Source organism: Streptococcus oralis, from assembly GCF_003943415.1.
Lineage (GTDB): Bacteria > Bacillota > Bacilli > Lactobacillales > Streptococcaceae > Streptococcus > Streptococcus oralis_BJ.
The window spans coordinates 130,039-144,217 of sequence record NZ_RJPK01000004.1 but is presented as its reverse complement, the minus strand read 5'-3'; the positions used below and the strand labels follow the sequence as shown (position 1 = coordinate 144,217).

Sequence of the window (14,179 nt, the reverse complement as noted above, 5' to 3'; positions counted from 1 at the left end):
AACGTATGAGATATTTAACCGCAGGAGAATCACACGGTCCGCGTCTGACGACAATTATCGAGGGAATTCCAGCTGGACTTCCTTTGACAGCAGAGGATATTAATGAGGACCTTAAACGCCGTCAGGGTGGCTACGGTCGTGGTGGTCGTATGAAGATTGAGAGCGACCAGGTTGTCTTTACATCGGGCGTTCGCCACGGGAAGACGACAGGAGCTCCCATTACCATGGATGTCATCAACAAAGATCACCAAAAATGGCTAGACATCATGTCTGCTGAGGACATTGAAGACCGTCTTAAAAGCAAACGAAAAATTACCCATCCTCGCCCAGGCCACGCCGACTTGGTAGGGGGTATCAAGTATCGTTTTGATGACTTGCGAAATTCCTTGGAGCGTTCATCAGCTCGTGAAACAACCATGCGAGTAGCAGTGGGAGCAGTAGCCAAACGTCTCTTGGCTGAGCTGGATATGGAGATTGCTAATCATGTCGTGGTCTTTGGTGGTAAGGAAATCGATGTACCTGAAAATCTGACTGTTGCGGAGATTAAGGAACGAGCTGCCCAGTCTGAAGTTTCTATTGTTAATCAAGAACGGGAACAGGAAATCAAGGACTATATTGATCAAATCAAGCGTGATGGTGATACCATCGGTGGAGTTGTGGAGACAGTCGTCGGAGGTGTTCCAGTTGGCCTTGGATCCTATGTTCAATGGGACAGAAAATTGGATGCGCGATTGGCTCAGGCAGTTGTCTCTATCAATGCCTTTAAAGGGGTGGAATTTGGTCTTGGATTTGAAGCTGGTTACCGAAAAGGCAGCCAAGTTATGGATGAAATTCTCTGGTCTAAAGAAGACGGCTATACCCGTCGTACCAATAATCTAGGTGGTTTTGAAGGAGGCATGACCAATGGTCAGCCAATCGTTGTCCGTGGTGTCATGAAACCCATTCCAACTCTTTATAAACCACTTATGAGTGTGGATATCGAAACCCACGAACCTTACAAGGCAACCGTGGAGAGAAGTGATCCAACCGCTCTTCCAGCAGCAGGTGTGGTCATGGAAGCCGTTGTGGCAACAGTTCTAGCGCAGGAAATTCTTGAAAAATTCTCATCGGACAACCTAGAGGAATTAAAAGAAGCGGCAGCCAAACACCGTGAGTATACAAAGAACTATTAAGGAGTTCCTATGGCAAAAACAGTCTATATAGCAGGTCTTGGATTGATTGGTGCTTCGATGGCGCTCGGTATCAAGCGTGATCATCCGGACTATGAAATTTTAGGTTATAATCGTAGTCAGGCTTCGAGAGACATTGCCTTGGAGCGGGGGATGATTGACTGTGCGACGGATGATTTTGTCAGTTTCGCTCCCCTAGCAGATGTCATCATCCTGACCTTACCAATCAAACAGACCATTGCTTTTATTAAGGAGCTGGCAAACTTAGACTTGAAAGAAGGCGTCATTATCTCGGATGCTGGCTCGACCAAGTCAGCCATTGTGGATACAGCGGAGCAGTATTTGGCTGGCAAGCCTGTTCGCTTTGTTGGGGCCCATCCCATGGCTGGTAGCCACAAGACAGGAGCCGCCTCTTCAGATGTTAATCTCTTTGAAAATGCCTATTATATCTTCACACCTTCGAGCCTGACAAGTCCTGACACACTTGAGGAAATGAAGGACTTGCTTTCAGGCCTTCATGCTCGTTTTATCGAGATTGATGCCAAGGAGCATGATCGGGTGACTTCTCAGATTAGCCATTTCCCACATATTCTGGCATCAGGTCTCATGGAGCAGACAGCAATCTATGCTCAGGAACATGAAATGGCAAGGCGCTTTGCGGCGGGAGGATTTCGAGATATGACTCGAATTGCGGAAAGCGAGCCAGGTATGTGGACTTCTATTCTCTTGTCCAATCGCGAGACCATCCTAGAGCGGATTGAGGATTTCAAGGAACGCTTAGATGAGATTGGTCAGGCTATTAGCAAGGGGGAAGAAGAGCAGATTTGGAACTTTTTCAACCAAGCGCGTGAGCAACGTCAGGCCATGGAAATCCATAAACGGGGTGGCGTAGATAGTTCTTATGACCTCTATGTCGATGTTCCCGATGAAGAAGATGTTATCTTGCGGATTTTGGAATTGCTACGTGGGACTTCCTTGGTCAACATTCACATCAACGAAGAAAACCGTGAGGATATTCACGGGATTCTACAAATTTCCTTTAAAAATGCTCAGGATCTAGAACGAGCTGAGCGCTTAATTACAGAAAATACGGACTACACAGTCGTCATCAAATAAGGAGAAAATCATGTCAAATATTTACGATAGTGCAAACGAACTCAGTCGCGGGTTACGCGAATTACCAGAATACAAGGCGGTTAAGGTAGCCAAAGATGCCATCCAAGCTGATGAACAAGCTAGCGAGATTTTTGCAGACTATATCGCCTTCCAGCAAGAAATCCAAGTCATGGCGCAAACGGGACAAATGCCAGATGCCTCTTTCCAAGAAAAGATGCAGTCTTTCAGCAAGCAAATCCAAGAGAACGCTCTTTTGTCAGATTTCTTTGCCAAACAGCAACAATTGTCCATTTACCTTTCAGACATTGAAAAAATTGTCTTTGAACCTGTTTCAGAATTATTGAAATAGTATTTATCTGTATAAAAGCCAGAAATTTCAGGAATTTCTGGCTTTTTTGTGATAAAATAAGAAAAAGTATTGCAAGTATGAGGTCAACTATGAAACTAAAAACAAACATTCGCCACTTACATGGCAGTATCCGGGTTCCAGGTGACAAGTCTATCAGCCACCGTTCGATTATTTTTGGAAGTTTGGCTGAGGGCGAGACTAAGGTTTATGATATTCTGCGTGGAGAGGATGTGCTCTCAACCATGCAGGTTTTTCGTGACCTTGGTGTTAAAATTGAGGATAAAGATGGGGTTATTACCATTCAAGGTGTTGGCATAGATGGCTTAAAAGCGCCGCAAAATGCCTTGGATATGGGGAATTCTGGCACCTCGATTCGCCTGATTTCAGGTGTACTTGCTGGTGCAGACTTCGAAGTAGAGATGTTTGGAGATGATAGTCTTTCTAAACGTCCTATGGATCGCGTGACGATTCCTCTGAAAAAAATGGGCGTTAGCATTTCGGGGCAAACTGAGCGAGACCTGCCTCCTCTTCGCCTCAAAGGGACGAAAAATTTAAGACCGATTCACTATGAGTTGCCAATAGCCTCTGCACAAGTCAAGTCTGCCTTGATGTTTGCAGCCTTGCAGGCTCAGGGGGAGTCAGTCATTATTGAAAAAGAGTGTACTCGTAACCATACAGAAGACATGTTGCAGCAATTTGGTGGCCATTTAAGTGTGGATGGCAAGAAAATCACAGTCCAAGGACCGCAAAAACTGACCGGACAAAAGGTTATCATTCCAGGAGATATTTCCAGTGCTGCATTTTGGTTAGTCGCTGGATTGATTGTGCCAGATTCTCGTGTGGTGCTGCAGAATGTGGGCATCAATGAAACGCGTACTGGTATTATTGATGTCATTCGTGCCATGGGTGGAAAATTGGAAATGGCAGAAATTGATCCAGTCGCTAAATCCGCAACTCTGACGGTTGAAACTTCAAATCTGAAAGGAACGGAAATTGGTGGAGCCTTGATTCCACGATTGATTGATGAGTTGCCGATTATTGCCCTTCTAGCGACCCAAGCGCATGGTGTAACGGTCATTAAGGATGCTGAGGAACTCAAGGTCAAGGAAACTGACCGCATTCAGGTGGTGGCAGATGCTTTAAATAGTATGGGGGCGGATATCACTCCTACAGCAGATGGGATGATTATCAAAGGGAAATCATCCCTTCATGGCGCTAGAGTCAATACGTTTGGTGACCATCGTATCGGAATGATGACAGCCATCGCAGCCCTCTTGGTTGCAGATGGAGAAGTGGAACTTGACCGTGCTGAAGCCATCAATACCAGCTATCCTAGCTTCTTTGATGATTTGGAGAACCTGATTCATGGCTAAGGTATTACTCGGATTTATGGGGGCGGGCAAGTCAACAATCGCTAGAGGATTGGACCCAGACTACATCGATATGGATACCTTAATCGAGGAACGCTTAGGCATGTCCATTGCGGATTTCTTCGCTAAAAAAGGAGAAGTGGCCTTTCGCCAAGTAGAGTCAGAAGTCCTAGCTGACTTACTAAAAACTGACCGAGTTGTGTCAACTGGCGGAGGGGTTGTCATTTCTCAGCGAAATCGTGACTTGCTCAAAACCAATCCTGATAACATCTACCTAAAAGCAGATTTTGAAACCCTCTACCAACGTATCGCAGCTGATAAGGACAATCAGCGCCCGCTCTTTCTTAACAAAAGTAAGGAAGAACTAGCAGCTATTTTCCATGAAAGACAGGCTTGGTATGAGGAAGTAGCCAGTCGGGTTCTAGATGTGACCAAGCTAAGCCCAGAGGAAATTATAGAGGAATTGAGATGAAAATTGCCTATCTAGGTCCCAAGGGATCTTTTTCGCATCATGTTGTGCAGACAGCTTTTCCTCATGAGGAATTGCAGGCTTTTGCCAATATCACTGATGTTATCAAGGCCTATGAACAGGGCTTGGTGGACTATTCTGTGGTACCAGTTGAAAACTCCATTGAAGGTAGTGTCCATGAAAGTTTGGATTACCTTTTTCACCAGGCTCGCATCCAAGCAGTGGCAGAAATCGTTCAACCCATTCACCAGCAGCTGATGGCAGTTCCAGGTCAGTCAAAAATTGAGAAAATTTTTTCTCATCCTCAGGCTCTGGCTCAAGGAAAGAAATTCATCGACAAACACTATCCAGAGGCTCAAATCGAGGTAACCGCCAGTACCGCCTATGCAGCTCGCTTTATTTCGGAACATCCAGATCAGCCTTATGCAGCAATTGCTCCTAGAAGTTCAGCTGAAGAATATGGCTTGGAATTAATTGCAGAGGATATTCAGGAAATGGAAGCCAATTTCACACGTTTTTGGGTGTTAGGGGCAGAGATACCGAAGATTCCTTTGAACTCGCAAGCTGAAAAAATGAGTTTGGCCTTGACCTTACCAGACAACCTACCTGGTGCTCTTTACAAGGCACTTTCGACTTTTGCTTGGAGAGGGATTGACTTAACAAAGATTGAAAGTCGCCCCCTTAAAACAGCCTTGGGAGAATACTTTTTCATTATCGATGTAGACTATAGTGACAAAGAACTGGTTCATTTTGCAAGACAAGAACTAGAAGCTATTGGAATCCAGCACAAGATCCTGGGAACCTACCCAATTTTTACCATAACTGATTTAGAAAAGGAGAGTCAATGAGCAAAGAAAATCCTTTAAGTCATCACGAGCAGTTACGTTATGACTATCTCTTCAAAAATATTCATTACCTCAACGACCGTGAACGGAGGGAGTTTGATTATCTGCAACAGAAAATGGCAGGTCCCAACTCTGAAGTTCACCATTTCTACCAAGAAGAAAAAGAAGAATCTTGGGGTAGAGATATTGATCTTCCGACTTATGGCAGTAGAAGCCGGTCTAAGAAACGTGAAAAGGTAGCTCCTCAACCTAAAGTCAAAAAGAAAAAGAGAAGAATTCGCTTCAAACGAATATTGACTTGGTTCTTGCTGTTGATTACCTGTGTGGTTGCAGGGATGATTTTTATGTTTCTTCGAGGGTTCCAGTCAGCAGCCAATCCAACAAATAAGCCAGCTGACGCCAAGGCGGCTCAAGTAGAGGTCTTTAACGGTCAGGATACCAAAGATGGCGTGAATATTCTTGTCATGGGGACAGATGGCCGTATCGGTCAAAATAGTGCGGAGACTCGTACCGACACAATCATGGTACTGAATGTCAGTGGATCAGATAAGAAGATCAAGCTAGTCAGCTTTATGCGTGATAACTTAGTCTATATTGATGGCTACAGCCAGATTGTGAATGGCAAGAAACAAACAGATAATAAACTAAATGTTGCCTATGAACTCGGGGAACAAGAAGGGCGAAAAGGGGCAGAAATGGTCCGCAAGGTTCTAAAAGACAACTTTGATTTGGACATTAAGTACTATGCTCTGGTAGATTTCCAAGCGTTTGCAACTGCTATTGATACGCTATTTCCTGATGGGGTGACTATAGACGCTAAGTTTTCAACGTTAAATGGTCAGCCTCTGACAGAAGCCACAGTTGGAGATGACCTACATGCAACAGAAACGGAATCACCAACTCAAACTATTAAAGTTGGGAAACAGCAGATGAATGGCTCGACCTTGCTCAATTACGCTCGCTTCCGTGATGATGATGAAGGAGACTATGGTCGTACCAAACGTCAGCAGCAGGTCATGTCAGCTGTTCTTGAGCAAATCAAAGATCCAACCAAACTCTTTACAGGATCAGAGGCACTTGGAAAGGTCTTTGGAATGACCTCAACCAATCTACCTTATACCTTCCTGCTGACTAATGGTTTGTCAGTTATCGAAGGCGCACAGAACGGTATTGAAAGATTGACAGTGCCAGAACTTGGCGATTGGGTAGATGCTTATGATGTCTACGGAGGACAAGGTCTACTTGTCGACCAAAACAAATACCGGGCTAAACTCGCCCAAATGGGAATGAGATAAGAGGTAAATAAATGAAAATCAAAGCTTCATTCACCAGTAAAAATGGTGGATTGGCTTTGATTTTTTACGGTATCTGATGGATTTTTAAGACTTTTTTATGGTATAATAAAACGATATAACTCGTTATTGGACAGAAGAGGAGAGACATGAGTGATTTGAAAGCGATTCAGGCTCGTAGTCTGGAAATGGCTGAATATTTTGTCGCATTTTGTAAAGAACATGATTTGTTGTGCTATCTCTGTGGTGGGGGTGCTATCGGTGCCCTTCGTAATAAGGGCTTCATTCCTTGGGATGATGACTTAGATTTTTTCATGCCTCGCAAGGACTATGAAAAGTTGGCAGAACTATGGCCTCGTTATGCAGATGAGCGCTATTTCTTATCAAAAAGTCACAAGGATTTTGTAGACCGTAACCTTTTTATTACTATTCGTGATAAGGAAACGACCTGTATCAAGCCTTATCAGAAGGATTTGGATTTGCCACATGGTTTGGCTTTGGACGTTTTGCCTTTGGATTATTATCCTAAAAATCCAGCTGAGCGTAAGAAACAGGTTCGCTGGGCCTTGATTTATTCCCTTTTTTGCGCCCAAACTATCCCAGAAAAGCATGGTGCAGTCATGAAATGGGGAAGTCGTATCTTACTCGGTTTGACTCCCAAATCTCTACGCTATCGCATTTGGAAAAAAGCTGAGAAAGAAATGACCAAGTACAATCTAGCTGAGAGCGATGGAATCACGGAATTATGCTCAGGTCCTGGCTACATGCGAAACAAGTACCCAATCGCATCCTTTGAAGATAATCTCTTCTTGCCATTTGAAGAAACAGAGATGCCCATCCCAGTCGGCTATGATGCCTATCTCAGCACTGCTTTTGGGGATTATATGACACCACCACCAGCAGACAAGCAAGTACCGCATCATGATGCCATTATAGCAGACATGGACAAGAGCTACACGGAGTACAAGGGAGAATATGGGGCATGATGGGAGAAAAAATTAGCGTTATCGTTCCAGTCTACAATGTAGAAGCCTATCTGGAACGATGTGTAGAGTCAATTCTTCATCAAACTTATGCCAATTTTGAACTAATTCTAATCAATGATGGCTCTACCGATTCCAGCGGACAGATCTGTGATCACTTAGCATCTCAGTATGAGAATATCAAGGTTTATCATATAGAAAATGCTGCTGTTTCAAATGCTAGAAATATGGGAATTCAGCTAGCGACGGGTTCTTGGGTTACCTTTATTGATAGCGATGATTTCGTTACTAAAGATTATCTGGAAATCTTGATTGGTGCAGTTGATGATAAGGAGTCCGTAGGATTTACAATCGCTCCTCTGCACCATATTAAAAACGGCATTTTGACAGACTTACCTCCTCATTCTGGAAAAAAAGAAATCTGGTCAACAGAAGAAACCATGAAGGAATTACTGATGACCACTAGAACGTCATTTTTTCCAGTCGCTAAACTGTTTAAGAGAGACCTGCTTGCGGATGAAAAGTTTAATACAAATTATCATCTAGCTGAAGATGCTTTATTTTTGACAGAGTTTCTGCTAAAAACAAGATGTAATAGTGTGTTTATTGACAAACCAATTTATTATTATGATCATCGTGAGGGAAGTGCAACAACATCTGTTAATCAGCATGTATTTGACACGATAGAAGTTTATCAGCAAATAATCGCTCAAGTATCACAAGTCTTTCCTGATTTAAAACCTGAATTAAAAAATAGAGAATGTTGGTCGTACATCACAGTTTACGATAAAATTATCTTTACTTCATCTGAACAGTATCAAAAGGAGAAAGCTGAGTTGAGGACTTGGATTGTTCAGCATCGACGCGAAATTTGGAAGGATGCTTATTTCACTACTTTTCGCAAGGTAGCGATCCTTTCACTTGTCATTTCTCCATGGCTATATAAGAAAATTGTTGGATTAAAAAACTAATATCATGAGAAGGAGTTGAAAATGAATTTTTCAAAAATGGATGAATACTTTGAAAAATCAAAACTATGGATTGCATATCTATTTGTTTTTATTTCGATTTTAAGTATGAGTTCACTGGTTTATAAGGTAGCAAATCCAATCTATAAGGGATTGTCAGCGATTGTTGTACTTTATATTTGCTACACATTGTTGTTTAAGTGGAAACAGATTACAGTAGATCGAAAGTTTTTGGCCTTATTTGGCTTGTTATCTGGGAGTCATCTGCTATCGGCAGTATTCAATCGCTCTGGACATTTGATTGGAAATGTGATTGAAATCCTTTTCATGGTAACCTATGTTTTATTATTTACCATGTTACAATCAGGGCAACTTAAAAAATTATTTGACTGGATTGCCTATACGGTTCAAATTGTATCTTTTTCTTCAGCAATTTTTGCGTTTGGTTTATTGGTAAGTAGAGTCCTTATCCTATTTAAGATTGGCGAACAATCTTATTACTATGGTGTTATGAATGGACGTCTGTGGGGGATTGTCAATCCAAATGCTAGTGCGATATTTTCATACATTAGCATTATTTTGGCTATGTATTTGATCCATAAAGGAAGTAAATATTCTGTATATCTTAAACTGAACAATGTGATTCAATTAGTATATTTTGCTACTATGCAAAGTCGAGGAGCCTTACTTTCTTTACTCCTTATGATTGGACTTTATAGTTTCTTTGCTACTAGAGGAAGTCTCATTAAACGATTTCTTACTTTTATTGTTGCTGGTTCGCTGGTTACTGCTACCAACATTGGATTAAGCTATGCAACTTCAATTTATATCTCATCTGAAACCGCGACTGTTTTTGACTTAAACAAAGGACAGTCCTACGCTGAGACAGATTCATCTGTTACTAAGAAGAACGGTGAGCTCCATCTGATTGAAACAACACCAAGTGGTAGAACCTATATCTGGAAAAATGCCATCAAGATGGGAAGTGCCAAACCAATTTTTGGTTACGGTGTACGTAATGTCCCAGATTATTACACAGAATATTTCAGTAAATTTGAGATTCAAAATTCCCTTATCGGTGGGAATTTCCATAACATTTTTGTAACCATATTTGTCAGTTCGGGAGTTCTAGGATTAGTATCCTTCCTTCTTATACTGGGCTATGTTATCAAGCGCTTTTTAACGTATTTGATTGTTTCCAAGAAGAATACTGATAAATTGATCATGATTCTTTTCTTCGGTATCTTGTTTGGTCAATTATTTGAAAGTCAGATTATGTACTCTACCAACTTTATCAATATCATCTTTTGGTTGGCAATCGGTTATGGACTAGTGGTTTGTAAACGAGATGAAGGAGTTCGGTATCAAGAAGTAACAGATGTCAGTGAAATTCAACAGATGGAACTTGGAATCATGGAGTACATTCATGAAGTTTGTCAGAAAATTGGTGTCAAGTATTTCCTAGCATATGGAAGTCTAATTGGTGCGGTTCGCCATAAAGGTTTTATCCCTTGGGACGATGATATGGATATCTGCATGTTACGAGAAGATTATGAGAAACTACAAGATTACCTTATCGCTAACCCTGATGAACGTTATGAGGTCATGTCTTATAAAAATAATCTCAATTATGTCTATCCTTTTATGAAAGTGCAGGATAACCATACCTACTTGCTAGAAGAAGATGTACGAATTGATTCCAATATGGGAATTTATGTGGATATTTTCCCTGTAGATGGTTATGAAGATGATTCAGATTTTAAAAACAAGATGACGAAACTCATAAAGAAACGTCAATTGAGTTGTTACACTTTTAAAGGAATTACCAACACGAAAAGTCTACTAAATTCTTTGATCCGTTATATCTCTGTTGTCATTTTCTATTTTACAAATACGAATAAGTATGTTGAGCAAATTGATGAGCTTGCTAAATCTAGAGCAGTTGCTGACTATGAGCAAGTTGACTATTTGATTTACAAGGATATGAATAAGCCAGTTTGGAAACGTGAGTGGTTGGAACAAGTGATTGTGGGAACGTTTGAAGGCAAGGAATTTATGATTCCAAAACACTACCATGAAATTTTGACCTCTGACTATGGAGATTATATGCACTTGCCCCCTCTTGAACAAAGAGTATCTCACCATGATTTCAAACTGTGGAAAATCACTAAAAGTTCTAAGTAAGCAAATCGCAGTTAAAAATCGTTTAAAAAATTAGTCGAAATTAGGAGAATAAAACGTATGTCTGAGAGAGTTTTAAGTCTTGAAGAAATAAAACAAGTGGAGTTGGATATTTTAAAGTATCTACATGAATTATGTGAACAGCACCAGATTAAATATTTTATTGATTTTGGAACCTTACTAGGAGCTGTCCGACATAAAGGATTTATCCCTTGGGATGATGATACGGATATTTCCTTGGCGCGAGATGAATTTGAAAAGCTTTATAAGGTTTTAAAAAATGAGAATCATCCCTACTACAAATTGATTTCATTTAGAGAAACAAAAGGCTATCCGTACAGTTATATGCGTGTTCATGACATTAGAACACGTAGAGACGCCAATCTTCTGGACCCGACAGTCGTATTGGGAACTTGCGTTGATATTTTTCCATACGATGGTGTCGTGACGGAGGAAAGTGATTGTAAGAAAATGAAGCTCTATAAACACTTTGTCCGCCTTTCTTCTTTGAATTTTAAAGGGATCAAGTCTGAGAATGGTGGACTTAAAAATCTGCCTCGTTATATTGGGTCAGCTATTTTCCGTCTAAGCTCTCCACAAACTTGGAATCAAAAATTAGAGAACCTTGCTTTGAAATATAGTGTAAATCAAGCTACAGATCTTACCTGTACGATATTTGATCCAAGCTTTCCAGAGGGAATCAAAAAAGAATGGCTCTATGATCTGATGGATATGCCATACGAAAACATCGTAGTGAAGGCTCCGAGAAAATACCATGAAATTCTTGTCTACGAATTTGGAGCAGACTATATGACTCCACCACCTGTTGAACAGCAGGTTCCAGGAACTGATAAGAATTATTGGATTGATTAGTAAGAGATTGTTTTCATCGAGAAAGGAGTGTTCAAGATGAAGAATAAAAGATTAGTTAAATCAGTCAGTTATAGTTTACTTGCTTTCCTTTTTGTGTTGATTGGTTTATCACAACAAGTTAATGCAGACACCATTACTGCTGGTTCAGGTAATCGTATCCATTTCATAAATACTAAAGCAAAATCCGGGAGTGATGCTATCCTTCTGGAAAGCAATGGTCATTATGCCTTGATTGACATGGGGGAAGATTATGACTTTCCTGATGGGAGTGACCCACGCTATCCAAGCCGCTGGGGAATTTCCATGAGAAATTATCAAGTCTTGGAAGACCGTTTGATTCGCCATCTTGATCAGATTGGTGTTGAAAAATTAGATTTTATTTTGGGAACCCATGTACATAGTGACCATATCGGCGGAGCAGATGAGATACTTAATCGTTACCAAGTTGGTAAGTTTTATTTAAAAAAATATTCAGATGATCGGATCACCTCACACTGGGGACTCTGGGATAATCTTTTCAATTATGATAATGCTTTGAGAACCGCACACAAACGAGGAGTTACTCTTATTCAGAATATTACAGACGAGGATAGTCGCTTTAAATTAGGTGATATGGATATCCAACTCTATAATTATAAGAATGAATATGATGCTGAGGGGAATCTGAAAAAAGTTCTAGATGATAACTCCAACTCTATCGTTTCAGTGGTGACTGTGGCAGGAAAGAGAATCTACCTTGGTGGAGATTTGGATAATGCCGAAGGAGCGGAAGATAAGTTAGGCCCAGTTATCGGCAAGGTTGATATGATGAAATGGAATCATCATTATGATGCGACAATTTCAAATACGATTAATTTTCTAGAAAACCTATCTCCAAAGATGATTATTCAGACAACTGGTGGTGATATTAATGTTGCTTCAACCAGAGAATATCTCCAAAAGAAAAATATTCAAGTTCTCAGAGCTTCTAGTCAAACTCAAGATGCTACCGTTTTTGATATTAGTGATAGCGGATTTGCCAATGTTTCTAATCTCTTCCCGGACATCCCTGTAGTTGACGAAAAATGGTATCAAGAAGGTGGCTACTGGAAATATCGCTTGGCTGACGGGGAAATGGCTATCGGTTGGAAAGAGATTGGCGGAGCCACTTACTTCTTTAATGGAAAAGGGCAAATGCAAGCAGGACGCTGGCTTCACCTTAATGATGATTGGGGAGAAAATGCCAAGGGAAATGACTACTATTTGAACCAAAATGGTAAAATGCAAACTGGTGGTTGGTTCAAGCTGGATGGTCATTGGTATTATATCCAATCAAATGGTGCTAGACGATTTAGTGAGCTTTCTGAAATTGGAGGGAAGAAATATCTCTTTGCAGCAGATGGAAAGATGCTAACAGGAAATCAATTCTTTAATGGCAAGAAGATGTTCTTTGCAGACAGTGGTGCACTCCAAACAGCAGGTAACCCTTTAACTTGGCAAAAGATTGATTCAAATTGGTATTTCTATGATGAGGATGGTCTAAAGACCGTTGGTAAAAAGAATATCAATGGAAGTACATATTACTTTAATCAAGAAGGTGTCATGCAAACCGGTTGGGCCTTTGTTGATGGTCACTGGAACTATTTTGCAAGTTCTGGAGCTATGAAAACTGGCTGGATCAAGGATCAGGATACTTGGTATTATCTGGATAAAGATGGCATCATGTTAACTGGCAGACAAGATATAAATGGTGTTCGTTACTATTTAAACGCTAGCGGTGCAATGCAAACGGGCTGGAAATGGCTAGAGAACAATTGGTATTACTATGCGAACTCAGGAGCTATGAAAACTGGCTGGATTAAGGATAATGAGAAATGGTATTACCTAAATCAAGATGGTATTATGCAGACCGGGAAACAAGAAATCAATGGTACGCGCTACTATTTGAACACCAGCGGTGCAATGCAAACAGGCTGGCAATGGCTTGATAAACACTGGCATTACTACGCTGACTCAGGGGCTATGAAGACTGGTTGGTTTAAGGATAATGAGAAATGGTATTACCTTGAATCTCAGGAAGGTATCATGCTGGTCGGTTTCCAACAAGTAGATGGTAAGCAATATTACTTTAGTGCATCAGGAGCCATGCAAACAGGCTGGAAATGGTTTGATAATCATTATCGTTACTTTGAATCAAATGGAGCCATGAAAACTGGTTGGATAAAAGACAAAGGCGTCTGGTATTATCTAAATCCTGAAGATGGAACCATGTTGGTTGGCCTTCATAAAGTAAATGGTGAACATTATTACTTTGATGAGTCAGGAGCTATGCAAACAGGTTGGAAACAGCTTGATGGTAATTGGTACTATTTCCAAGCTGATGGTTCTTTGTTGAAGAACGCAACAACACCTGATGGTTACAAAGTATACGAAGAAGGAATCTGGAAACAGGCTGTTGCTGCTGTAAATAGCGATGCAGTCAAGCCAGAACAGAAACAAGAAGCTAATTCCTCTATTGTTGAACAACCTAAACAAGATTCAAATCTAGAAGCCAACGCTTCTGAAAAGAAAGAAAAAGAATAAAG

General features: G+C 40.8%; 12 protein-coding genes. All 12 read left to right on the top strand.

Annotation, left to right across the window (positions count from 1 at the left end; all coding sequences use genetic code 11):
- Positions 1–5: 5 nt before the first annotated feature.
- The 12 genes from aroC to D8801_RS06675 all read left to right on the top strand — a co-directional run bounded on the left by aroC (position 6) and on the right by D8801_RS06675 (position 14,177).
- Positions 6–1,172 (top strand): chorismate synthase, encoded by a 1,167-nt coding sequence (gene aroC, locus D8801_RS06730; RefSeq protein ID WP_125848747.1) that lies wholly within the window; start codon positions 6–8, stop codon positions 1,170–1,172.
- A 9-nt stretch (positions 1,173–1,181) separates the two neighbouring features.
- Positions 1,182–2,285: a prephenate dehydrogenase gene (locus D8801_RS06725; protein WP_125848745.1), complete on the top strand. Its 1,104-nt coding sequence runs from the start codon at positions 1,182–1,184 to the stop codon at positions 2,283–2,285.
- A gap of 10 nt (positions 2,286–2,295) precedes the next feature.
- Positions 2,296–2,634 carry a YlbF/YmcA family competence regulator gene (locus tag D8801_RS06720; protein ID WP_125848743.1) on the top strand — a complete coding sequence of 113 codons (339 nt, stop codon included), beginning with the start codon at positions 2,296–2,298 and terminating at the stop codon, positions 2,632–2,634.
- 89 nt (positions 2,635–2,723) lie between these two features.
- On the top strand, positions 2,724–4,007 hold the full coding sequence (aroA, locus tag D8801_RS06715) for a 3-phosphoshikimate 1-carboxyvinyltransferase (RefSeq protein ID WP_125848741.1): 1,284 nt from the start codon (positions 2,724–2,726) through the stop codon (positions 4,005–4,007).
- Complete coding sequence (locus tag D8801_RS06710) at positions 4,000–4,476, top strand: shikimate kinase (RefSeq protein ID WP_125848739.1); 477 nt, start codon at positions 4,000–4,002, stop codon at positions 4,474–4,476. The genes aroA and D8801_RS06710 overlap by 8 nt, the downstream gene beginning before the upstream one ends.
- Positions 4,473–5,321: a prephenate dehydratase gene (gene pheA, locus D8801_RS06705; RefSeq protein ID WP_125848737.1), complete on the top strand. Its 849-nt coding sequence runs from the start codon at positions 4,473–4,475 to the stop codon at positions 5,319–5,321. The genes D8801_RS06710 and pheA overlap by 4 nt, the downstream gene beginning before the upstream one ends.
- Entirely contained in the window at positions 5,318–6,613 is a 1,296-nt protein-coding gene (locus tag D8801_RS06700) for an LCP family protein (RefSeq protein ID WP_125848735.1), read from the top strand. Before pheA ends, D8801_RS06700 begins: the two co-directional genes overlap by 4 nt.
- A 146-nt stretch (positions 6,614–6,759) precedes the next feature.
- On the top strand, positions 6,760–7,596 hold the full coding sequence (locus D8801_RS06695) for a LicD family protein (RefSeq protein WP_125848733.1): 837 nt from the start codon (positions 6,760–6,762) through the stop codon (positions 7,594–7,596).
- Entirely contained in the window at positions 7,593–8,564 is a 972-nt protein-coding gene (locus tag D8801_RS06690) for a glycosyltransferase family 2 protein (RefSeq protein WP_125848731.1), read from the top strand. The genes D8801_RS06695 and D8801_RS06690 overlap by 4 nt, the downstream gene beginning before the upstream one ends.
- Positions 8,565–8,585: 21 nt before the next feature.
- The gene (locus D8801_RS06685; protein ID WP_125848730.1) at positions 8,586–10,745 is read left to right on the top strand and encodes a LicD family protein; all 2,160 of its coding nucleotides are present in this window, start codon (positions 8,586–8,588) and stop codon (positions 10,743–10,745) included.
- 57 nt (positions 10,746–10,802) lie between these two features.
- Complete coding sequence (locus D8801_RS06680) at positions 10,803–11,615, top strand: LicD family protein (RefSeq protein ID WP_125848727.1); 813 nt, start codon at positions 10,803–10,805, stop codon at positions 11,613–11,615.
- A 36-nt stretch (positions 11,616–11,651) separates the two neighbouring features.
- Positions 11,652–14,177, top strand: coding sequence for an MBL fold metallo-hydrolase (locus D8801_RS06675; protein ID WP_125848726.1), 2,526 nt, complete (start codon positions 11,652–11,654; stop codon positions 14,175–14,177).
- Positions 14,178–14,179: the final 2 nt, after the last annotated feature.

Bases quoted from the DNA above. Each gene is read 5' to 3' on its own strand.
- aroA (WP_125848741.1), top strand. From the start codon at position 2,724: ATGAAACTAAAAACAAACATTCGCCACTTACATGGCAGTATCCGGGTT.
- D8801_RS06690 (WP_125848731.1), top strand. From the start codon at position 7,593: ATGATGGGAGAAAAAATTAGCGTTATCGTTCCAGTCTACAATGTAGAA.
- D8801_RS06685 (WP_125848730.1), top strand. From the start codon at position 8,586: ATGAATTTTTCAAAAATGGATGAATACTTTGAAAAATCAAAACTATGG.
- D8801_RS06710 (WP_125848739.1), top strand. From the start codon at position 4,000: ATGGCTAAGGTATTACTCGGATTTATGGGGGCGGGCAAGTCAACAATC.
- pheA (WP_125848737.1), top strand. From the start codon at position 4,473: ATGAAAATTGCCTATCTAGGTCCCAAGGGATCTTTTTCGCATCATGTT.
- D8801_RS06675 (WP_125848726.1), top strand. From the start codon at position 11,652: ATGAAGAATAAAAGATTAGTTAAATCAGTCAGTTATAGTTTACTTGCT.
- aroC (WP_125848747.1), top strand. From the start codon at position 6: ATGAGATATTTAACCGCAGGAGAATCACACGGTCCGCGTCTGACGACA.
- D8801_RS06695 (WP_125848733.1), top strand. From the start codon at position 6,760: ATGAGTGATTTGAAAGCGATTCAGGCTCGTAGTCTGGAAATGGCTGAA.
- D8801_RS06680 (WP_125848727.1), top strand. From the start codon at position 10,803: ATGTCTGAGAGAGTTTTAAGTCTTGAAGAAATAAAACAAGTGGAGTTG.
- D8801_RS06700 (WP_125848735.1), top strand. From the start codon at position 5,318: ATGAGCAAAGAAAATCCTTTAAGTCATCACGAGCAGTTACGTTATGAC.
- D8801_RS06720 (WP_125848743.1), top strand. From the start codon at position 2,296: ATGTCAAATATTTACGATAGTGCAAACGAACTCAGTCGCGGGTTACGC.
- D8801_RS06725 (WP_125848745.1), top strand. From the start codon at position 1,182: ATGGCAAAAACAGTCTATATAGCAGGTCTTGGATTGATTGGTGCTTCG.